The 19,471-nt window shown below is 61.2% G+C and carries 21 protein-coding genes and 2 pseudogenes; 7 read left to right on the top strand and 16 right to left on the bottom strand.

All coding sequences use genetic code 11. The annotated features are described in order from the left end of the window. Nucleotide 1: 1 nt before the first annotated feature. Complete coding sequence (locus ACIQUG_RS21855) at nt 2-1,114, top strand: ABC transporter permease (protein ID WP_402324068.1); 1,113 nt, start codon at nt 2-4, stop codon at nt 1,112-1,114. A gap of 61 nt (nt 1,115-1,175) precedes the next feature. Here the strand turns inward: ACIQUG_RS21855 and ACIQUG_RS21850 are convergent. The 3 genes and pseudogenes from ACIQUG_RS21850 to ACIQUG_RS21840 form a co-directional block, all read right to left on the bottom strand. Next, a pseudogene (locus tag ACIQUG_RS21850) lies at nt 1,176-1,483 on the bottom strand (glutathione ABC transporter ATP-binding protein GsiA); the annotation flags it as partial. 238 nt (nt 1,484-1,721) lie between these two features. Continuing rightward, nucleotides 1,722-2,009 (bottom strand): helix-turn-helix domain-containing protein, encoded by a 288-nt coding sequence (locus ACIQUG_RS21845; protein ID WP_402324067.1) that lies wholly within the window; start codon nt 2,007-2,009, stop codon nt 1,722-1,724. A 3-nt stretch (nt 2,010-2,012) separates the two neighbouring features. Next, nucleotides 2,013-3,350, bottom strand: a complete 1,338-nt coding sequence (locus ACIQUG_RS21840) for a type II toxin-antitoxin system HipA family toxin (RefSeq protein WP_402324065.1) — start codon at nt 3,348-3,350, stop codon at nt 2,013-2,015. Nucleotides 3,351-3,714: 364 nt separating this feature from the next. Between ACIQUG_RS21840 and ACIQUG_RS21835 the strand changes: the two genes are divergently transcribed. The 3 genes from ACIQUG_RS21835 to ACIQUG_RS21825 all read left to right on the top strand — a co-directional run bounded on the left by ACIQUG_RS21835 (nt 3,715) and on the right by ACIQUG_RS21825 (nt 5,842). Further along, nucleotides 3,715-5,046, top strand: coding sequence for a PQQ-dependent sugar dehydrogenase (locus ACIQUG_RS21835; RefSeq protein WP_402324617.1), 1,332 nt, complete (start codon nt 3,715-3,717; stop codon nt 5,044-5,046). A gap of 139 nt (nt 5,047-5,185) precedes the next feature. Then, a complete protein-coding gene (locus ACIQUG_RS21830) occupies nt 5,186-5,500 on the top strand; it encodes a plasmid stabilization protein (protein WP_402324064.1) in 315 nt (104 codons plus the stop codon). 48 nt (nt 5,501-5,548) lie between these two features. Next, nucleotides 5,549-5,842 carry a DUF3175 domain-containing protein gene (locus ACIQUG_RS21825; protein WP_402324063.1) on the top strand — a complete coding sequence of 98 codons (294 nt, stop codon included), beginning with the start codon at nt 5,549-5,551 and terminating at the stop codon, nt 5,840-5,842. 68 nt (nt 5,843-5,910) lie between these two features. On the opposite strand, the gene ACIQUG_RS21820 is transcribed toward ACIQUG_RS21825, so the two are convergent. Genes ACIQUG_RS21820 through ACIQUG_RS21790 form a run of 7 tightly spaced genes read right to left on the bottom strand, consistent with a single transcriptional unit; the run spans nt 5,911 to nt 13,044 of the window. Continuing rightward, nucleotides 5,911-7,242, bottom strand: a complete 1,332-nt coding sequence (locus ACIQUG_RS21820) for a PQQ-dependent sugar dehydrogenase (RefSeq protein WP_402324061.1) — start codon at nt 7,240-7,242, stop codon at nt 5,911-5,913. Between the two features lie 50 nt (nt 7,243-7,292). After that, nucleotides 7,293-8,321, bottom strand: coding sequence for a c-type cytochrome (locus ACIQUG_RS21815; RefSeq protein WP_402324060.1), 1,029 nt, complete (start codon nt 8,319-8,321; stop codon nt 7,293-7,295). Nucleotides 8,322-8,359: 38 nt separating this feature from the next. Then, nucleotides 8,360-8,989 (bottom strand): cytochrome c oxidase assembly protein, encoded by a 630-nt coding sequence (locus tag ACIQUG_RS21810; protein ID WP_402324058.1) that lies wholly within the window; start codon nt 8,987-8,989, stop codon nt 8,360-8,362. Continuing rightward, nucleotides 8,986-9,366, bottom strand: coding sequence for a hypothetical protein (locus tag ACIQUG_RS21805; RefSeq protein WP_402324057.1), 381 nt, complete (start codon nt 9,364-9,366; stop codon nt 8,986-8,988). Before ACIQUG_RS21805 ends, ACIQUG_RS21810 begins: the two co-directional genes overlap by 4 nt. Next, nucleotides 9,366-11,882: a cytochrome c oxidase subunit I gene (gene ctaD, locus ACIQUG_RS21800; RefSeq protein ID WP_402324056.1), complete on the bottom strand. Its 2,517-nt coding sequence runs from the start codon at nt 11,880-11,882 to the stop codon at nt 9,366-9,368. Before ctaD ends, ACIQUG_RS21805 begins: the two co-directional genes overlap by 1 nt. After that, nucleotides 11,879-12,850: a cytochrome c oxidase subunit II gene (gene coxB, locus ACIQUG_RS21795; protein WP_402324054.1), complete on the bottom strand. Its 972-nt coding sequence runs from the start codon at nt 12,848-12,850 to the stop codon at nt 11,879-11,881. Before coxB ends, ctaD begins: the two co-directional genes overlap by 4 nt. Beyond that, a complete protein-coding gene (locus ACIQUG_RS21790) occupies nt 12,847-13,044 on the bottom strand; it encodes a hypothetical protein (protein WP_402324053.1) in 198 nt (65 codons plus the stop codon). Before ACIQUG_RS21790 ends, coxB begins: the two co-directional genes overlap by 4 nt. 51 nt (nt 13,045-13,095) lie before the next feature. Here ACIQUG_RS21790 and ACIQUG_RS21785 point away from each other — a divergent pair, with 51 nt between their 5' ends. Then, nucleotides 13,096-13,881 carry an SDR family oxidoreductase gene (locus ACIQUG_RS21785; protein ID WP_402324051.1) on the top strand — a complete coding sequence of 262 codons (786 nt, stop codon included), beginning with the start codon at nt 13,096-13,098 and terminating at the stop codon, nt 13,879-13,881. Between the two features lie 104 nt (nt 13,882-13,985). On the opposite strand, the gene ACIQUG_RS21780 is transcribed toward ACIQUG_RS21785, so the two are convergent. Together ACIQUG_RS21780 and ACIQUG_RS21775 are read right to left on the bottom strand one after the other, a co-directional pair. Then, on the bottom strand, nt 13,986-14,261 hold the full coding sequence (locus ACIQUG_RS21780) for a DUF982 domain-containing protein (RefSeq protein ID WP_402324049.1): 276 nt from the start codon (nt 14,259-14,261) through the stop codon (nt 13,986-13,988). A 94-nt stretch (nt 14,262-14,355) separates the two neighbouring features. Beyond that, nucleotides 14,356-14,604 carry a hypothetical protein gene (locus ACIQUG_RS21775; protein WP_402324047.1) on the bottom strand — a complete coding sequence of 83 codons (249 nt, stop codon included), beginning with the start codon at nt 14,602-14,604 and terminating at the stop codon, nt 14,356-14,358. A gap of 197 nt (nt 14,605-14,801) precedes the next feature. On the opposite strand from ACIQUG_RS21775, the gene ACIQUG_RS21770 reads away from it, so the two are divergent. Then, the gene (locus ACIQUG_RS21770; protein ID WP_402324046.1) at nt 14,802-15,281 is read left to right on the top strand and encodes a sigma-70 family RNA polymerase sigma factor; all 480 of its coding nucleotides are present in this window, start codon (nt 14,802-14,804) and stop codon (nt 15,279-15,281) included. Nucleotides 15,282-15,313: 32 nt separating this feature from the next. On the opposite strand, the gene ACIQUG_RS21765 is transcribed toward ACIQUG_RS21770, so the two are convergent. The 3 genes and pseudogenes from ACIQUG_RS21765 to ACIQUG_RS21755 all read right to left on the bottom strand — a co-directional run. After that, on the bottom strand, nt 15,314-15,853 hold the full coding sequence (locus tag ACIQUG_RS21765; RefSeq protein WP_402324044.1) for a metal-dependent phosphohydrolase: 540 nt from the start codon (nt 15,851-15,853) through the stop codon (nt 15,314-15,316). 82 nt (nt 15,854-15,935) lie between these two features. After that, nucleotides 15,936-16,376, bottom strand: a complete 441-nt coding sequence (locus tag ACIQUG_RS21760; RefSeq protein ID WP_402324043.1) for a CBS domain-containing protein — start codon at nt 16,374-16,376, stop codon at nt 15,936-15,938. A gap of 141 nt (nt 16,377-16,517) precedes the next feature. Beyond that, nucleotides 16,518-16,628 (bottom strand): annotated as a pseudogene (locus ACIQUG_RS21755) (DUF2934 domain-containing protein); the annotation flags it as partial. Nucleotides 16,629-16,795: 167 nt separating this feature from the next. On the opposite strand from ACIQUG_RS21755, the gene ACIQUG_RS21750 reads away from it, so the two are divergent. Further along, the gene (locus ACIQUG_RS21750) at nt 16,796-17,335 is read left to right on the top strand and encodes a BON domain-containing protein (RefSeq protein ID WP_402324042.1); all 540 of its coding nucleotides are present in this window, start codon (nt 16,796-16,798) and stop codon (nt 17,333-17,335) included. Here ACIQUG_RS21750 and glgX read toward each other — a convergent pair. Continuing rightward, nucleotides 17,332-19,398, bottom strand: coding sequence for a glycogen debranching protein GlgX (gene glgX, locus ACIQUG_RS21745; protein ID WP_402324040.1), 2,067 nt, complete (start codon nt 19,396-19,398; stop codon nt 17,332-17,334). The genes ACIQUG_RS21750 and glgX overlap by 4 nt on opposite strands. Nucleotides 19,399-19,471: the final 73 nt, after the last annotated feature.

Here is a 19,471-nt window from a genome sequence, read left to right as displayed (position 1 = left end):
GATGCGCCTGTCCCACATCTACCATCTCGGCATCAAAGAACTCTGGGGGCTCTGGCGCGATCCGATCCTGCTGATCCTGATCGTCTATTCCTTCACGCTGTCGGTCTATACCGGCTCGACCGCCATGCCCGAAACTCTGAACCGCGCGGCGATCGCCATCGTCGACGAAGATCAATCGCCGGTTTCGACGCGGATATCGACGGCTTTCTATCCGCCCTATTTCGTGCCGCCGCAGATGATCACGCCGGCGGAAATGGACCGCCGCATGGACCAGGGACTCGATACCTTCGCGCTCGACATTCCGCCCAATTTCCAGACGGATCTGCTCGCCGGGCGCACGCCGACGATCCAGCTCAATGTCGACGCGACGCGCATGAGCCAGGCTTTTTCCGGCAACGGCTATATCCAGCAGATCGTGACCGGCGAGGTCTCGGGTTTTCTGGAGCGCCACCGCAACGAGACGCCTCTGCCGGTCGATCTCGTTCTACGGGCTCGGTTCAATGCCGAGCTGAACAAGGGTTGGTTCGGCGCGGTCATGAACGTCATCACCAACATCACCATCCTGTCGATCGTGCTGACGGGCGCCGCCCTTATCCGCGAGCGCGAGCACGGCACCGTGGAGCATCTGCTGGTCATGCCGGTGACCCCGTTCGAAATCATGGTCAGCAAGGTCTGGTCGATGGGACTGGTGGTGCTGCTCGCATCCGCGGTCTCGCTGATCTTCGTGGTCAAGGGCGCGCTCGCCGTACCGGTACAGGGGTCGTTTGCCCTGTTCCTGCTGGCTACGGCGCTGCAGCTTTTTGCGACGACGTCGATGGGCATCCTGCTTGCCACGATTGCGGGCTCAATGCCGCAATTCGGCCTGCTGCTGATGCTGGTGCTCCTGCCGCTCCAAGCCCTGTCCGGCGGCATGACGCCACGTGAAAGCATGCCCGAGATCATCCAGAACATCATGCTAGCGGCGCCTAACACGCACTTCGTCATCCTGGCGCAGGCGGTTCTGTTTCGTGATGCCGGGCTGGACGTGGTTTGGCCGCAGCTCCTTGCCTTGCTGTTGATTGGTGCGATCCTGTTTGCCTTCGCCATGCGGCGCTTCCGGGCGTTCCTGAAGTAAGCCGCCTTCCGAATGGCAGGCGATGCCGACCGGTCGGCTCCGGCGCGCAGCACGTCGGGGGGGGGGACCTCGGACTTTTGATCTCGTCGGTCGCAATCGATCGTTTTAGATTGCGCCGTACCGGATCTGGCACGGGGACCGCAGCCATTAGCTTGCGCGTATAGCATGCTGCGGGTGGTCAAAAACCGCCTGGCACGGGCCGATTTCGACGGTCTCGCCCAAATACATTACCCCGACGCGATGGCTCACCCGCTCCACAACCGCCATGTCGTGGCTGATGAACAGATACGCAAGATTGAAACTTTGCTGAAGGTCGAGGAGCAGATTGCAGACCTGTGCTTTTATCGACACGTCGAGCGCGGACACCGCCCCTCCTCCCAAAGCTTCAGGAACTCGGACGCGGCAAAGCCAACCGTGTAAAGGTGCTCGCCTTTGGGCGTTCCGCAGCTGATGCATCCGGCAGCACATGGGCGCCGTGATGCGCGATCACGCTTCCACGCCTCCCCCGCGGGCGAAAAAAGGGCCGCCGCAGGAGCTTCAACATAGTGGCCCGAACGGGAAGCGGGACCGACTGCCCCCGCCCGAACGTTCCGCTTGAGGAGCGGTCTTAAGGCCTCGTCGCGGACTTTGTTACAAACCCCACTGTGAAGCCAAACAGTCTTCCGATTTTTTCCAATGTTTCCAAAGTCGGGTTCGCCGTACCTGCTTCGATTTCGGCGACTTGCCTACGGGTTAGCCCTAAGGTGCTGGCGAACTCCTGTTGCGAAAGGCCTATACTCTTGCGCATATCAAGCACAGCTTCCGGTATTCGTAACGAGCCGTGCCGGGCGCGCTCAGCAAGGTCCTGGCGCATCGCCAAAATCTGCTCCTTTGTCGGCTTTCTCCAGCGCGCCATGGCTCAGGCTCCTGAAGAACCGGCGAAAGACGCTTCCACGCCGTCGGCGATCTCAACGCACCGCGTCATCACGCGATCGACAATCAGATCCGTCGCGCCCAAGTCCTTCGCGTATTGGGGTATCTGCCTCAGTCGATCGGAAAGCGACAGCAATTGGCTGGCGATGCTCGCCTGGCCGTCCGGTTCGGGCCAAACACCGGCGCAGATCCGGCTCCAGTCCGGAAAGTGGTCTCGGCCGGCATCGCGCATCGATGCCCATCGCGTGGATCGCAAAATGCCCTCCCTTGCCAACCGCATGGGGGCGAAGTCAAAAAGTGGGGAAAGCCGGATTGTGCCGTCAGGATATTTGCTGAGTGCGGAGTTGCGGCCGTGATTGTCAGGATTGCCGAGCGCCAGGTTGACGATGTCGCGTTTCAAATACTCGGCAACGTCTGCAATCGGATCGGCCGAATACGTCTTGAGAATGTCGATATAGGCCTCATGAGTACCGATATGGCCGAAGTCCGCAACACCGGCCGCCGAAACAAGGCTTTCCTGGCCGAGCCGGATCGTATCTCCGTTCGAACCCTTCTGTCGGTCGAACCTGGGAATGATCAGCACGCCTTCAGCATAAAGGGACGGCTCCTTGACGTTCAAACCAAGTTCCAGCGCCAATTGGGAATAGAGGGCCTCGCCCTCAAGTATCGTACGATCAACAGGCTCATTGCTGCGAACGAGCTTGACGATGACGTGCCGAACGGCCTCATCGTCATTCACGGTGCTGTCGGCGTAGTAGAGACCGTCCGAGGCCTGGGTCATTGACACTTTCGGCCATTCGCCCTGCAGCCCGCTTGAGCCGGAGGCAAGCATCGCAAAGCGGTCCGCAATCTCCATGAAACGGTCGGAACGCTCAAGAATATCCTTTTCGGCGACGCCCTGACGCTGCAATCCGCGCAGACGCTCCGATTCCGCCTCGGCCGCCTCCTTGATGCGAATGTTGCCTATTCCACCAGTCGCCGCTCTCAGGAGCAGCGAATAGTCCGACGAGCGAGACACTTCGTTGAGACCAAGATGTTCAGCGAGTTTCCGCCTTGCATGTCCCTGTGGCATCAGGTCGAGAAGGAAAGGCGGCCAGCGATTGCTGTGCCGATTTTCAAGGTCGACGGGGAAGCGAACTGAAAGCGCACGATGATCGCAGACGGTTTTTCCAATCGCGAAATCCCGTGCCGCCGTGGCAACGAAGTAATCAAGGTCGTAGTCGACCAGAGAGGCGCCCTGGTAGCCGGCCTCATTGTCCTCGAGGGCAATCGCCGCAGCCTCGTGCCATTTGCCTTCAAAGTGGATTTCGAGCGTCAGCCTCATGAAACGACCCCTTTGAGGATCATTTAATGTCAAACAGGAAAATAATCAACCCATTTAAGGGGTCATTAACAACCTTTGCGACATAAGAGTTATTATGGAACTTTTCGATGTGCGCGTGCAAAGATCTGAGCGTACCAGGACCATCGATGCGTTACGACGAAACAACCGAGGTCAGTCGTCATAGAAAAAATTAAGCTGCCAGCGCCGCGAGACGAGGAGTTCTGTGACAGGAGAAAGTTCTGCAAACGTTCCCGCTGATGGGCCTTTGGAACAAGGCACGCGCTCCATAGTTTGGCAGATGGAATAATGGGAGACGCTATTGCGTCTTAGCAAAAGAAGGGCCAATGCGAGCGAAGGCTTTCCAATGCAAAGTCGTTTCCTGCACGCTGCTGTTTTCGTTTTCCTAATAGCTCCTCTTACGACGGGGTGTGCGGGGATCTCTAACCAGCAGACCGCAAGGAACACCGGCAAGATCGGTTATGGTTCGAACCCGGTGCTGCCAAAGCCACGGCACACGGTGATCCCAACCGTCAAGATCGCCGACGCTGAGGGATGGCCCAACGGGGCGCACCCTGTTCCGGCCAAAGGATTGAAGGTGAATGCCTTCGCGGCCAATTTCGATCACCCCCGCTGGCTGCATGTGCTGCCCAACGGTGACGTGCTGGTGGCGGAAAGCAATGCCCCGGCAAAGCATGACGAAGGCTTCAGCCTGAAGAAGGTCTTCATGAGCCAGGCGATGAAACGCGCTGGCGCTGCCACGCCAAGCGCGAACCGCATCACGCTGCTGCGCGACACGAATGGCGACGGGGTTGCCGACATGCGCACAACCTTCGCAGAAGGTCTCAACTCGCCCTTTGGCATGGCGTTGTCGCAGGGCAAGCTATATGTCGCCAATACCGACGCACTTGTCGCCTTTCCCTATTCGAACGGGCAGACGCATGTAACGGCGGTGCCGCAAAAAATCGCCGACCTTCCCGCCGGTGACCTCAACCACCATTGGACCAAGGATGTCATCGCGCGACCGGACGGCAGGCTGTATGTTACGGTCGGCTCCAACAGCAACGTTGCGGAGAACGGCATGGCCGTCGAACGCAGCCGTGCGGCGGTACTTGAAATCGACCCGGCAAGCGGGCGCGCCCGCGTTTTCGCCTCAGGGCTGCGCAACCCCAATGGGCTATCCTGGAACCCGCAAGACGACAGACTGTGGGTCGCTGTCAACGAGCGCGACGAACTGGGCGACGATCTCGTCCCGGACTATATGACCTCTGTGCGTGAGGGTGCCTTTTACGGCTGGCCCTACAGCTATTTTGGCCAGAACGTCGATACGCGCGTCAAGCCGCAACGCCCCGATCTGGTGGCGAAGGCCGTCAAGCCCGACTATGCGTTGGGCGCGCACACCGCGTCGTTGGGGCTCACTTTCGCCAAAGGATCGTCCCTCGGCCGAAGGTACGCCAATGGCGCCTTTGTCGGCCAGCACGGTTCCTGGAACCGAAGCGTGCCGAGCGGCTACAAGGTGATCTTCGTCCCATTCCGTAATGGCAAGCCGAGCGGCCCGCCGCGAGACGTGCTTACCGGCTTCATCGGCCAAAGCGGGAACGCCATGGGTCGCCCGGTCGGCGTAGCCACTGACAGGAAGGGCGATCTGCTGGTCGCAGACGATGTCGGCAACGTGGTCTGGCGCATCAGCCGAAAATGACCCTTGCCCAAGGCTGAAACGCCAAAGGCGGTTCGTTCCATCCTTCGAGCGGTTGACCAGGTCTGACCAGTATGGGGCCAGGAACCTTGAGCGTCGGCCGCGGTTTGATCCACTCCACTCAAATAAGGAGGAGGCACTCATGCCCCGTGGAGACAAATCCGCCTATACCGACAAACAGAAACGCAAGGCCGAACACATCGAGGAAGGCTACGAGGACCGTGGCGTCTCCAAGGACGAGGCTGAGCGACGCGCCTGGGCGACCGTCAACAAGGAAAGCGGCGGCGGCAAGAAATCGGGCTCGGGCCGTGGCCACGCGGAAAACCATGCTTCGTCGGAAAAGGGCGGGCGCAAGGGCGGCGCAGCCTCGGCTTCAAGGACGAAGGAAGAGCGATCCGCGTCCGCCAAGAAGGCCGCAGCAACCCGCAAACGCAACGAGCAGCACTCGCATCACTAAAAAGGGAAACGGCGCCGGCCGGCTGGCGCCGTTTCAGGAGAGACGCATATGCCAACAAAATCGAAGAAGAAGTGGTCGCAGAATGTTACCGACACCAGCGACGCAATGGATCTTAACGAAGGTGTCTTCAAGGAGCGAAGTGCAAAGAAGATCGCCCACGCGCTCAAGCAGTCCGCGCAAGCAAGCAGCCGCCGCAAGGCAACTCCATTCCAGTCGGCGATGTCGATGCTGAATTTCTACATCAACCGCGCTGGCAAGCAGCTGACGAAATCACGGGCGGCCACCCTTGAGCGCGCCAAGGATGAATTGCGCAAGGACTTCGACAGACCACCAAAGCACTGACGTCACAGTCGCAAGAGACTTTGCAGGCCGGAGAGCCAGGGGGCGAAGCCGCGCGCATTGCCGACGTCCTACTTCTGCGGAGCGACCCGCCAAACCTTGTTGCCGACATCGTCGGCCACCAGCAACGCGCCGTCACCGGCAATCGCCACACCCACCGGCCGGCCAAGGGCTTTTCCCTCCCCGGTGAGGAACCCGGTGAGAATGTCGCGTGGCGGCCCGGACGGCTTGCCGTCGGCGAAAGGAACGAAGATGACCTTGTAGCCGCTGCGCGGGATCCGGTTCCACGAGCCATGCTGACCGACGAATGCCCCATTTTTCATGTCCGGCCCGAACAGGTCGCCTGTGTTGAAGGTGAGCCCCAGCGACGCGGTGTGAGGCCCGAGCGCATAGTCCGGCCTGATGGCGGTGGCCACAAGATCAGGATTTTGCGGCTCCACCCGTTCATCGACATGCTGGCCATACCAGCTATAGGGCCATCCGTAGAAAGCGCCGTCCATCACCGAGGTCATGTAGTCGGGAACAAGGTCGGGCCCGATCTCATCGCGTTCATTGACGACCACCCAAAGGTTGCTGTCCTGCGGGTTCCACGAAAGGCCGTTGGGGTTGCGCAGCCCCGACGCGAACGGACGCATCTGGCGGGTGGCAAGGTCGATCTCGTGGACTGCAGCCCGACCCTTTTCCTCTTCCATGCCATTTTCGGCCACATTGGAATTGGAGCCGACGGTGGCAAACAGCTTGGTTCCGTCACGGCTCGCGATGACGTCCTTGGTCCAGTGGTGGTTGCGCCCTGAGGGCAGGTCGACGATCTTTTCAGGCGCCGCTGTGATCTCCGTGGCACCGTCCTCATAGGGAAACGCCACGATGGCGTCGGCATTGGCGACGTAGAGCTTGCCCTTGAGCAGCGTCATGCCGAAAGGCGAGTTGAGCCCACCCAAGAATGCTGACTTCGTTTCCGCAACGCCGTCGCCGTCGGCATCGCGCAGTAGCGATATGCGGTTGGCGCTTCGTGTCTCCGCTCCGGCCTTTGATTGGAAGAGGCCCATGAAGAAAGCCCGGATTGAAAAGCCTTCGTCGGGCTTTGGCGGTGCATTGCTTTCCGCCACCAAAACATCTCCGCTCGGAAGCACATGAAGCCAGCGCGGATGGTCGAGCCCGGCCGCGAATTCCTTGACCTGCAAGCCCTCAGCCGCGCGTGGCATCGCGCCAGCGGGCCAGGGCGTCGCCTCGGCGACATTGACCGAAGGTATCCACTCGGTCTTCGGCTCGACAAGAACCGGGTCAGGGCCGTAGGTCTGCTCGATGGGCACGGTCGCCTCCTGCCGCGACGACGTGATGACGCTGAAGCCGGCAATAACTGCGACTGCAACAAGGACGAAGGCAGCGATCAGCAGCTTTTTCATGATGATATCCCTTTGATGGCCGAACCAAACCACGTCCCGCGTGAAGTGTTTCAATCTTGCGACCCAAACCCTGAAAAATACTCGGCGACGCTCTCGATATCGTCGTCGGAAAGGTCTTTGACAGCCTCTTCCATCAAATGGCCGAAGCGGCCCCCTCCCCGTTTTCCCTCCCGAAACAGGTGCAGCTGCGCGCTGATGTAGGACGCAGGCTGGCCCGTGAGCAGCGGATAGTTGGGATTGCGCCCCTCGTTTGCGTGGCAACCAAGGCATGCCGGTATCTTGTCGGCAGGTCGCCCGGAACGCGCGATCTGTTCGCCGGCGCGCGCTCGGCCACTTTCGTCTTTCCCTGTCTCATCACTCCTTGGCAATGCCGCGAAATGGCGCGCGAGTGCTGGAAACTGCGCGGGATCGACAGCCTGCGTGGCGACCTGCATCACGCCGCTCGGTCGCTGCCCGGACGCATAGGCGCGCAGGCTCTCGAGCAGGTAGGTCTCTTTCTGTCCGGCGAGAACGGGCGTGAGGGCACTGCGGCCCTTCCCGTCGCTGCCGTGACAGCGGACACATTCAGCCACGCCCTCGTCATAGCGCAGTGCATGAGCCGGCGCCGCCGCGTTGCCGCCATAGGCGAGTACACGATATCGGCCCGGGTCCATCGCCGGGAGCGCGCGCAGGAATACGACCATGGCCCAGACCTCGTCGTCCCGCGCCTGCGTCGGCCAGGCCGGCATGCCGGTAAAGCGCACGCCGTGCTTAACGATGCGGAAGAGTTCCGCGTCGTCCCAAGTGTCGACCACGGCCGATAGATCCGGCGGCTGCGGCAGCATCGCGAGCGCTGCAGGCGATCTCGGTTCGCCCGGAGCGCCATGGCAGATGGCGCAGCCGCGCACGAAATGGGCCGCTGCGGGCTGGAGGCCCTCCTCCGGCAGCCGGTCCGGGACGTCTACGGCAAGGGCGTAGGTTCGAACCGCAGAGCGCATGGCAAAATGCAGGAACCAGTCGGTGATCTTCCAGTGGCCCGTCGATGCCCCGACGTTGAAGAAGCCGATCCAGGTTGCGAAGAGCACGACGATCGGCAGCATCGCGAGCGCGACAGCCAGGTGTTTCCATCGCACGTGCATCAGGCGGCCCTCCGATCAGGATCCGCAAGCAGGCCAGACAACAGCACGACCCCGCCCGCCAGGTAGGAGGCAGCCCCCACCAGCAGCATGACGACAGCGCCGACCTGCTGGTCCTCAGCCGCGGTGAGCGTCAATCCGAGACATGTGACGTTCTCGTCGCCGTAAAGCGGACGCGGACTAAGCGCAAGAAGCGCGCCAAGCAATGTCATGTGCATGCTCGTCAGGAGCAGACCGACGGTTCCGGCAGCTCTTTGCGATGGCCTTGCCGCTCGTCCGGCGGCCAGGCACGACATCCAGAGAAACAAACCCGCCATGAGAAAGCTTGCCTGCTCGGCAGCCATGCCCAAGGACGAGCCGTCGGCCCACCGGCGCGCAACGGGTGCATGCCACCCCCAGACGACCACCAATTCAACAAGGGACGCCCATATCGGCAAACCAATCAGGGTGGATGCCTTCGGCCTGATAATAGATGGCGCAAGGCCGACGGCCATAAGCGGTGAAGCAACAGCAACCACTGCCATATGTGCCAGCATGTGCGCCGTTACGGAACCGCGCCATCCCGCAATGAACTGTGCGGTCCAGATCACGGCGAGCAACAGGGTGCCGATCGCGAGACAGAATGACCTCATCGCAAGCACTCCGTCAGGAACAGGGCGGGCAATGCGGTCATCACCACTGCAATAAAGCTCAGGCCCGACAGAAGCAGGGTCGCAAAACCCTGGAAGAGAACGCGGTCGCGACGGGTCGGTTCGTCGTGCGGCGGGTCGTCCGTGCCGAAACCCCACTGCCGCCAGGCGAGGAAGGATGACAACAGAATTGCCGAAAGTGCTGCGATCGTGACGGCTGCGATCGCGACGCGCAGGGCGCCGAAGGTCACGCCGAAGAGGTCCGGTTTGGCGCAGATGAGCGCCGCGCTGATGTAGCAGAAGAGGAAGTGACCAGCCCAGACCACCGGTGCGGTAAAGAGCGTCCAGAGCGTATCGACCTCCTTCGGCACCAGACGCATCACAGAGCCTCCGGAAACAGGCCGACGACGGAAAAAGCAATTGTCGCCGTCGTCACCATGAAGTGCCAGTAGAGCACGACATTGCAAAGATCCATGTCGTGGCGTTTCGTCAGCCGCCCGGCAAGGCTGCGGGCAAGACAGTAGGCAAGCATCACCGCACCGACTGCCGCGTGAACGAGCGTCCATCCAACCAGCACCCAGACGATCGCCGCGTAGACGTGACCGGTCGGGTCCATGCCGTGCGACCAGGGACCTGCAACGCCTGCCGCGCCCCCTGCCGCGGCAAGGACGAACGCGACGATGAGGGCGGCGCGCGTCAGGCCGACCCGGTCAAGTCTGTTGAAGCGTCTTGCGACAAGCGCCGTGAGCCAGGCGAGAGCGAAAAGGGCCGCCGCCAACATCGGCCACGCCACCCCCGGCCCGCTCGCGCCGGCCGTGAAATCCTCGTGAATCGTCCAATAGAAGAAATAGCCGAAGACGAGGCTCGCAAAGGCCGTGCTATCGCCGACCATGGTGATGAACATCGCCCACCAGCCAACAGAGGCGGGGCCCGACGCGTAGATTGGCAGGATAAGCCCGTCGCCTACATCCTTTTCCGCCTGTTCGGGAATTTCGGCAGTGCCGGTCCATAGCCAGTAAAGGAGCGCGCAGAATGTGATGAGCGCGGCGATCGCGGTCGCGATCCACCATTTGAAGGTCATTGCGACGAACACGGCGCCGAGCGCCGTAGCAGAGAGGATCGTGACCTTAGAGGTGCCGCCGACCCGCAGCACTTGTTCTGGCCGCGCATCGAGGACGGAGGTGATCAGGCCCTCGCGACGCCCCTCTTTTGCGTCTGCAAGATACCAGCGGCCCTCGCAAATTTCTTCGGCGAGTTCGGGCTGATCCCATAGGGGATAGCGGCTCGCAACGAAGGGGATCGACCGCACGCCCCAGTTTTCTTCGGGCTCGCTGATCCATTCGAGCGTGCCGGCGTTCCAGGGGTTCTGCTCGCCGCGGCGCTGCCGATGCTTGGGGCGAAGGACGTCGACAACGACGATCGCGACGCCGGCCGCAAACACGAAGGCGCCGGCCGAAGAGACGAGGTTCAAGGTGTTCCAGCCGAGATCCGCCGGATAGGTAAACACCCGCCGCGGCATGCCCATGAGGCCGGTAAGGTGCATCGGGAAGAAAGCGATATTGAAGCCGGCGAACATCAACCAGAAGGCGGCGCGGCCCAGCCGGTCCGAAAGCTGTTTCGCATCGATCAGCGGATAATAGTAATAGATGCCCGCGATCACGGGAAACAACATGCCGCCGATCAGGACGTAGTGCAGGTGGGCGACGACGAAGTAGGTATCGTGTGCCTGCCAGTCGAATGGCGCGATGGCGACCATCACGCCAGTCAATCCGCCGACGACGAAGATGGCAATGCCGCCCATGCCGAACAGCATCGGCGTCGACAGGATCACCCGACCGGCAAGCATCGTGGCGATGAAGACAAAGATCTGGACGGCGGTGGGGATGGCAACGGCCTCGGAGGCTGCCGAAAAGAAGGCGAGCGATATCTGCGGCAAGCCGGTCGCAAACATGTGGTGAACCCACAGCCCGAAGGAGAGGAAGCCGGTTCCGACGGCTGCAAGCACGATCCAGGAATAGCCGACGATCGGACGACGCGAAAAGGTCGGCACGATCATCGCCATCAGCGCGATCGCCGGCAGGAAGATGATGTAGACCTCTGGATGGCCGAAGATCCAGAACAGATGCTGCCAGAGCAGCGGATCCCCGCCGCGCGACGGATCGAAGAACGGCCAGTCGAACATGCGCTGAAGCTCAAACAGGATGTCGCCGGCAATGAGGGGCGGAAAAGCAAACAGGATCATGCCGGCAACGATCAGCAGGTACCAGGCAAAGAGCGGCATCAGATTGATGCGCATGCCTGGCGCGCGGCATTTCATGATGCCGACGATCAGTTCCACGGCTGCAGCGATGGAGGCGACCTCGATGAAGGAAAGGCCGAGCAGCCAGATGTCGGCGCCGATGCCGGAGAGCTTCTCGTCGGTTGCAAGCGGTGGATACATGAACCATCCGGAGGACGGTGCGGCGTCAAAGAAGATCGAGCCGCAGACGAAGACGCCGCCGAGAAAGAAACTCCAGAACCCGAAAGCTCCGAGCCGCGGGAAAGGCAGTTCCCGTGCGCCCAGCATCGGCGGCAGGAGGAAGATCGCCACGGCCTCGAAGATTGGGACCGCGAAAAGGAACATCATCACCGTTCCGTGCAGGGTAAAGGCCTGATTGTAGAAATCGGCGGAGACGAGATCGTTGTCCGGCAAGGCGAGCTGCACGCGCATGATCAACGCCAGAAGACCGGCAAAGAGCAGAAAGGCGAATGCGGTGGCGGCATACCACAGGCCGATCTGGGTGTTGTTGACGCTGGTCCAGTAGCGCCAACCGGTCGGATTTGCCCAAACTTTGCGCAGGCGCTCGGCCTGTGCGGAACGCTCGGCATCGGCCAATCTTTCGGTTGGGCGGTTCACTTCAGCCCCCCTAACCAGACCGCGATGGCCCGGATGTCTTCGGCAGGCAACATCGAGAACGCAGGCATACCGAGGCCAGGCTTGAACGCGTGAGGCGCGACGATGAAGCGGACGAGGTTGTCCTCGGTGTTCGTCATGATGCCGGCGGCGAGCATCTGCCGCGAGCCGAGGTGAGAAAGATCAGGGCCTAGCCGGCCTGAGGTTGCCGTGCCCGCAACGCGATGGCAGGCGCCGCAGCCGTGGCGGATGAAGAGGTCGCCCCCCTTTTGGTTCACGCCTATGGAAGGTTGCGCCTCGATCGCTAGCCAGTTTTCGAAGTCAGCCGGCTCCAACACAACGGCGGTCATGGCCATCAACGCGTGCGAACTGCCGCAAAATTCGGCGCAGGCTCCACGAAAGACACCGGCCTTGTTCGCCAGCAGCGACAGACGGTTCTCACGACCGGGGATCATATCCATCTTGCCGCCAAGTGCAGGTATCCAAAACGAATGAATGACGTCGTCGCTCTTCAGCGACACCTCTACCCGCTCGCCGACCGGCAGGCGCAGCTCGTTGGCAGCGATGACCGGCACGCCGGCTCGATGATAGGTGACCTGCCACCAGAATTGCCGGCCGACAACTTCGATGCGCAGTGCATCATCGGCAGCTGTCGCAAATGGTCGCAGGGACGGCATCAGCCAAAAAGCGTAGGTCAGGAGGACGATAAGTGCTGCGGAAGGAACGACGGCCCCGCCCCAGAAGATAAGCCGGCTCGCCGACTGCTCCGGCACCACGCGCCGGCCTGGGCGCAGGGCAAACCACACGAGGGCAGTAACACCAAGCCAGATGACGCCGCCTGCCCCGGCCATACCCAAAAACAGCGTTCTTACCGCCTCCGCTTCCGCTCCGGCAGGGTCAAGCGCCGACTGTGCGCCTTGACAGCCCGCAAGGAAGGGCAGCGTGCCCAACAGCCCGCGCAGGTGGTTCATCGATCCGGCAGCTCGGGAATCGGGCGTGGCGGCTTTCCTTTATAATTGGCTCGTTTCTGTAACTCACGTTTCCGGTCAATGTTCCACAACGCTGAGATGCCGGGCAGCACGACGCCCTTGCGCGACGCATACCATACAAGCAACGCCCCGGCCTTCATCGGAACAACATGCGCGCTGTGGGGTTTGAAGAACACTGCGGCCTTCGTCATACGGAAGGTTTAACGGAAATTGCGAGAGGGGTTCTCATGCCACGAGCAGGACATTCAGTCGCGCTGGTGACCGGAGCCGGTTCCGGGATCGGCAAGGCCGTGGCAGAACGGCTGGCGGCATTGCAAATACACGTCGCCGCACTCGGGCGTACGGCGGCCGAAATCGAACGGACCGTCGCTGGGATACGCTCTCGCGGTGGCTCGGCCCTGCCACTCCAGGCCGACATCGCCGATGAAGGGCAGATGCGCGCCGCCATCAAGCAACTGATCAGCACCTACGGTAGGCTCGATATCGTCGTGGCAAACGCCGGCATTAACGGTGTCTGGGCGCCGATCGACGATTTGAAGCCACACGAGTGGGACCAGACGATCGCCATCAATCTGCGCGGAACCTATCTGACGTTGCATCTTTGCGTGCCACATCTCAAGACGGCCGGATCCGGCGCCATCGTAATTGTCTCTTCGATCAACGGTACACGCACTTTCACCAGTCCCGGCGCGACCGCCTATGTTGCAACGAAGGCGGCTCAAGTCGCGATGACACAGCAGCTCGCCGTGGAGCTGGGAAAGCACGGCATCCGCGTCAACGCCGTCTGCCCCGGTGCGATCAGAACGGCCATTTCGCAAAACACCACTCGTCGTGGCGAGGACGAGACGGCGGTTAGGGTCGAGTGGCCAGAGGGGGACATTCCCCTGACGGGTGGGGATCCTGGCGAACCGGAGCAAGTTGCTGCCGTCATCCAGTTTCTGGTCTCAAGCGAAGCGCAGCACGTGACCGGCACTCCGGTCTGGGTCGATGGCGGGCAGGGATTGCTGCGCTGAAATGCCCGCACTTCACCGCAGGTCGCGGGCGTTTTCGCAACGAAAGGCGCAATCAAACGATTTGCTGACCGCGGCGGCCCGATGCCTGAACGGCAAACACCGCTCTACGAAGGCTCGTCTTCTGTCCAGGTTCGCACGGTCCATCCGCCTTCCCTGGCGGCTTCGATAAAGGCCTGCCGCGCGGCGTCCGGGGTGGTGCAGGCCAGCAGGCCAGCCTCACACGTTGCCAAAGCCGCCGCTTTTGCCGGACCGCCCTCAACGGGCCAATGGTTCTTGAGACACAGATAGGCATCCCGCGTGCTCTGCACCCGGAGCACGTGCTCTTCACGATCCAGTATCACCGCCTCGTCCCAAAGCCGGTCAACCTCTAAATCCGTCATGTTTGGAGAACTCCCTATTGTTGAAGAAACGCGCCAGTCTCCCATTCCGGCGACGAGCTAACTCGTCGACCAGACGATGGTTCCCTATTTGCGATCAGCCCGTATCGCGGCCGCGGACTTCGGCACGGCTGACAATCCCCAGCAGTTCCTCTGTGACGGCGTTTTGGAGGGCAAAGTCGGCGCCCGGGACAATCCCGGGATCTTCTTCATGATCTTGAACCGACAAGTCGTCGCGCAGATGCACCATCAGCTTTCGCCACCAGTCCGCATCGCTGGCGGCGACGGCCAGAAGGGCCGTCAGAATCTTGCGATGAGCGATAAGCTGGAGCTCGAACTTCTCCATCTGCGACCACCTCTCGTAGGGTTGCGTTGACTGGAAACAGCACCAACCTGGTTGGCCGTTTTTGGTTCCAGGCGGTTACGCTCGGAAGACAGTGGAACTTAATCGCCAACCAAGCATTGACTGCGGACAACCCCGCTTGCTTCGAAAGGCGACCTTCGATGCCTTCCTTGCCTTCCAACGAAGAACATGAACGCCCATTGGAAACACAGGTCGTCGATCTCATTCCGGCCCTGCGTGCGTTTGCACGAACTTTCGTCACCTCGAGCTTCGAGGCGGACGACCTTCTTCAGGAAACCCTTTTCCGCGCGCTGCGCGGGATTGACGGGTTCCAACCGGGCACGAATCTGAAGTCGTGGCTTTTCACAATCATGCACAACGCGTTTCGCACGCAATACAGATTGCGAAAGCGGGAAAGCCCCGGCGCAATCAACTGCGCGGACCTCCCGATTCCAATGCCGCCTCCGCAGGAATGGTGCGTGTTGAACGACGAATTGCGCACCGCCCTCACACAGTTGGCACCTCTCCACCGGGAAGTTCTTGTGCTCGTCGCCGGATACGGGCTCAGCTACAAAGAAGCCGCCGAGATGTGCGGTTGTGCGGTCGGGACTATAAAAAGCAGGCTCAGTCGTGCTCGTGACGAGCTTTCCGACTGCATGAGCGGCGGGCCGTTGGACTAACGACGGCAGAGCGGCCCTGCAACCCTTTAGAGTCAGCGCGTCAGTATCGTAATGGCAACAGCGATCGCCGCTAACGCCACCAAGAGCACAAGAATGCTTTTCGCCACGCGATCACCATTCTGCCTACGAACCGCTCGCGCCGCCCCGGTTGCCGTGGGATGGGCCTCTTCAGGCTCTTCGTCGAGATGCCTTTGTGCTATCGCGACTTCGAAAAGGTGCAACCGGCGCCTGTATTGAGCGCCGTTCCTGCCGTGCCTTTCAAGTTGCGCAAGGTTATCTTCAAGGTCCGCGCGCTTCACCGCAATCGCGAGGGGATGCGACGTGGCGCGGATCACCAAGGCATCCTTCGTTTCACCGGGCCGGTGTGTCAGCGTTTCAACTGCAGCGACGATGTCGGGCGAGAAGCCGCAGTCAAGCAGTCGTTCTGACGTCCATCCCGGCGACTTTTCAAGGACATCATGCAGGAAGGCGACGGTCTTTGCCTCGTCACCATCGACGGCATCGGCAACCCGTTGGCAATGGCGGATGTACGGTTCGCCAGCCTTGTCGCGCTGACCGGAATGGGCATGCACGGCGACTTCTCTCGCCCAGGCCCGCTGCTCCGAAGCCGACAGCGATACCGGGGAGCGCCACAGACCGCGCCTGTCTCGGGTCTCAGCCATCTCTAGACCTCTGATTGTGAGCGCCGCCAGGGCATGTCACGCCCTGCAGGCCCAGGCCGGCCAAGGACGGGTCCTGGCGTGCCGCATCGGCGAGCGAAACGATGCCGACGAGCCGCTTGTTGCGATTGACGACCGGCAGGCGGCGGATCCGTTCATCGCCCATATTGCGGGCAACATCTCCCACCTCCTCGTCATCGAAGCAGTACTTCACATCGGCGGTCATAATGTCGGCAACGCGTGTCCTCTCGTCGCGGCCGTCCGCCACGCAGCGCACGACGATATCCCGGTCGGTGATCATTCCGACAAGGCGATCATTGTCACCAACGGGCAGGAAGCCAATGTCGTTTTCGGCCATCTCCCGTGCAATCGCCGCGACAGTATCGTCGGGGCTGGCGACGCGGACGTCCTTTGTCATGATGTCGGCTATTCGCATGGTTCATCTCCTTGACGGTTCCTCGACCATTCGGCGGGTATTGCGCCTGGGTGCGTTCGAAGGGGTAACAATCGTTCCCGGTTGGTCCTCTACCCTTTCGTCCTTCGCCGTTTCAGCCGAAAACGGATGATCGCGTTCCGCCATCTCACGGCTTGCCTGCTCCCAGTGCCGTCGATCGTCTCCATCCGGCCGTCCTTCATTTTCCCAGATCGCGTAGGCGCGCCTGCGAATGAGTTCGTCCCTCTCGTCCATGACATATCCCTCCTGGCTGTGGCGGCCGACCAACCGCCGAACGCCAGTTTTGTTCCCATCGCGCGCGGCGTGAAACAAAGCAAAAAATGGCTGGGAGCAGGATTTTGGCCAGGAACGTTTTCGCGCGCACCCCGTTCGGTGCGGCGATCAGAAAGTTGGAGACACCAATGGCACGCCGAAAGACAACTCTCGTCCCACGCCTGCGGCTGCGGCGGGGAGAAAACAGCGCCGCCGAGATCAACATGCCGCAACGGGCGGTCCTGCCGCGCGGAGCGGACTACGAGAACTCGCTGCGCGAAACTGCTATCGCCAATCGGTTGTCGATCGCCGGACGGCGGACTATTCGCACTCCATATCGGCATGCGCCGGCGTCGCGTGAGGCCGCCAATCGCACCGAAGGGGACGGATGCTGGCAAGGCGTCGGTCCGCGCTCGTATTTGCGCAAGGACATTCGCATTCAGGAGGATGTCAGTGATCGTCTTACCGACGACCAGAAAATCGACGCCTCGCAAATCGAGGTTTCGGTCACCCGCGCTGAGGTGCTGCTGCAAGGTTTCGTTTTATCGAAATGGGCGCGGCGTCACGCCGAGGACCTTGCCGAAGCGGTCCGTGGCGTCACGCATGTCCAAAACAATCTTCGGATCCAGGCTCCCACCACATCGTGCGCCCCCAGCATCGGAAGGCCCGAGGGAAGCGAAAAGCCTTAGGCTTGGCTTTTGCAGCGGCTTTTGAAAACGACGACACTCTGCCCTGCAATCGGCTCTGCGCTTTCCGCCGGAAGGTCTGCGAACGCGCCCGCTGCACTGTCGAGAACGCGCCGCCACTGACGATCGCCGTCAGAAAGGTCGGGAAGGTGGAAGCGACACTCGTCGCCGGCATTGAGCACCAAGAGAAGATCGGTTTCATTGTCCTGCGCCTGCGCAAGCAGCAGCATACCGACGATGTCACTGTCTCCATCTTGCCAGCTCTCCGCCGACATCTCCTTTCCGTCCGGACCGAACCAGCGGGCTGCCTCCTCGTCGAGAAAACGGTTCTGGCGCAACGCGCCATGATCGGTGCGAAACGCTACCAGCCCTTGGCAAAACGACAGGAAGGCGGCCTCCTTCCCCTCCCAATTCACCCACCCGATATGGTTGTCCTGGCAATAGCCGTTGTTATTGCCGCCTTGGCTATTGCTGAGTTCGTCCCCGCCAAGGAGCATCGGAACACCTTGGCTGAGCATCAATGTCGCCATCAAGGCCCGCCGGCGGCACGAACGCCGTTCCCAAACATCCGGATCGTCGCTGTCACCTTCGGCTCCCAGATTGTCCGAGCAGTTCTCATCGTGTCCGTCCCGGTTTTCCTCGCCGTTGGCTTCGTTGTGGCGATCGTTAAAGGATACGACGTCGGCAAGCGTGAAGCCGTCATGTGCGCTGACAAGGTTGACGGACGAGGTCGCGGCGCGCCCGGAGTGGTTGAACTCGAGGGGAGAGCCCGAAAGACGCTCGGCCAGCGCTGCGAGCATCCCCTTGTCCCTCCGCCAGAAGCGTCGCACATCGTCGCGAAACCGGTCATTCCATTCCCGGAACGGCGACGGAAAGCCGCCGAGCTGATAGCCTCCCGCACCGACGTCCCAGGGTTCGGCGATCAGCTTGACGCCTGCGAGCACAGGATCCTGGCGAATGGCATCGAAGAACCCGCCCTCGCGATCGAAATCGATGTTTTCCCGTCCGAGCGCACTGGCAAGGTCGAACCGGAACCCGTCCACATGCATGGCTGTGACCCAGTAGCGCAGGCTGTCGAGCACCATGCGCAGGACCATCGGATGTGCGACATTGAGCGTGTTTCCGGTTCCGGTCGTATCGAAGGTATGACGCATACCGCCCTGTGAATGCCGGTAGTAGCTCAGGTTGTCGATGCCGCGGAAACTCAGCGTAGGTCCCAATTCAGACCCCTCGGCCGTGTGGTTGTAGACCACGTCCAGGATCACTTCGATGCCGGCGGCATGAAAGGTCTTTACCATCGCCTTGAACTGCTGGATCCCGCCTGATGGCAGATAGCGTGGTTCCGGCGCGAAATAGCCAAGCGGCTGGTAGCCCCAGTAATTGCTAAGGCCCTTGTCGAGAAGTTGCTGGTCGTCGATGAAATGCTGCACGGGCAACAGCTCTATGGCTGTGATGCCGAGCCGCGAAAGATGGTCGACGATGCATGGATGTGCCATGCCGGCAAAGGTGCCGCGAAGCTCTTCGGGGAGTTGGGGATGCAGCATCGTCAGTCCGCGCACATGCGCCTCGTATATCACCGTGTCGGCCCACGGACGCCGGATTGCCTCCTCGCCCGACCAATCGAAATCCGGATCCTGAACAATGGCCTTCGGCATGAAGGGCGCGCTGTCGCGCTCGTCGAACGTCAGATCCGCCGCTTCGTCGCCGATGCGATAACCGAACAGCGCGTCGTTCCACTGCAGCCGGCCGAACACCTGTTTCGCATAGGGATCCAGCAACAGCTTGTTGGCATTGAACCGATGGCCCCGTTCAGGGTCGTAAGGTCCGTGCACGCGATAGCCATAGATCGTTCCCGGTCCTATTCCGGAAACAAAGCCCGACCAGACGTCACCCTCGCGATCTGGCAAGGGAAGCCGCGCGATCTCCTTTTTGCCATCGTCCGAAAACAGGCAGAGATAAACTTGCTCTGCATGGGCTGAAAACAACGCGAAATGCGTTCCCTCGCCCGTGTATTGGGCGCCGAGTTCCGGCATGAGTGTATCCAGCCGCGAAAACGTAAAATCCATGGGGCCCCTCTCCGCAAGCCCTTCAAGGCTCGTGATCGTCGCTCAGGTTTCAAACGCCGCATGCAAGCGGCCG

This window comes from Ensifer sp. NPDC090286, assembly GCF_044769565.1.
In the GTDB taxonomy this organism is placed as follows: Bacteria; Pseudomonadota; Alphaproteobacteria; order Rhizobiales; family Rhizobiaceae; genus Ensifer.
This window is presented reverse-complemented; position numbering and strand designations above follow the sequence as displayed.

Coding starts and splice junctions, on each gene's coding strand:
- ACIQUG_RS21760 (WP_402324043.1), bottom strand. CDS start 16,376: ATGCGAATAGCCGACATCATGACAAAGGACGTCCGCGTCGCCAGCCCC.
- glgX (WP_402324040.1), bottom strand. CDS start 19,398: ATGGATTTTACGTTTTCGCGGCTGGATACACTCATGCCGGAACTCGGC.
- ACIQUG_RS21855 (WP_402324068.1), top strand. CDS start 2: ATGCGCCTGTCCCACATCTACCATCTCGGCATCAAAGAACTCTGGGGG.
- ACIQUG_RS21785 (WP_402324051.1), top strand. CDS start 13,096: ATGCCACGAGCAGGACATTCAGTCGCGCTGGTGACCGGAGCCGGTTCC.
- ACIQUG_RS21780 (WP_402324049.1), bottom strand. CDS start 14,261: ATGACGGATTTAGAGGTTGACCGGCTTTGGGACGAGGCGGTGATACTG.
- ACIQUG_RS21825 (WP_402324063.1), top strand. CDS start 5,549: ATGCCAACAAAATCGAAGAAGAAGTGGTCGCAGAATGTTACCGACACC.
- coxB (WP_402324054.1), bottom strand. CDS start 12,850: ATGAACCACCTGCGCGGGCTGTTGGGCACGCTGCCCTTCCTTGCGGGC.
- ACIQUG_RS21750 (WP_402324042.1), top strand. CDS start 16,796: ATGGCACGCCGAAAGACAACTCTCGTCCCACGCCTGCGGCTGCGGCGG.
- ACIQUG_RS21835 (WP_402324617.1), top strand. CDS start 3,715: ATGCAAAGTCGTTTCCTGCACGCTGCTGTTTTCGTTTTCCTAATAGCT.
- ACIQUG_RS21830 (WP_402324064.1), top strand. CDS start 5,186: ATGCCCCGTGGAGACAAATCCGCCTATACCGACAAACAGAAACGCAAG.
- ACIQUG_RS21820 (WP_402324061.1), bottom strand. CDS start 7,242: ATGAAAAAGCTGCTGATCGCTGCCTTCGTCCTTGTTGCAGTCGCAGTT.
- ACIQUG_RS21815 (WP_402324060.1), bottom strand. CDS start 8,321: ATGCTGCCGATCGTCGTGCTCTTCGCAACCTGGATCGGCTTCTTCAAC.
- ACIQUG_RS21775 (WP_402324047.1), bottom strand. CDS start 14,604: ATGGAGAAGTTCGAGCTCCAGCTTATCGCTCATCGCAAGATTCTGACG.
- ACIQUG_RS21845 (WP_402324067.1), bottom strand. CDS start 2,009: ATGGCGCGCTGGAGAAAGCCGACAAAGGAGCAGATTTTGGCGATGCGC.
- ACIQUG_RS21805 (WP_402324057.1), bottom strand. CDS start 9,366: ATGCGTCTGGTGCCGAAGGAGGTCGATACGCTCTGGACGCTCTTTACC.
- ACIQUG_RS21810 (WP_402324058.1), bottom strand. CDS start 8,989: ATGAGGTCATTCTGTCTCGCGATCGGCACCCTGTTGCTCGCCGTGATC.
- ACIQUG_RS21840 (WP_402324065.1), bottom strand. CDS start 3,350: ATGAGGCTGACGCTCGAAATCCACTTTGAAGGCAAATGGCACGAGGCT.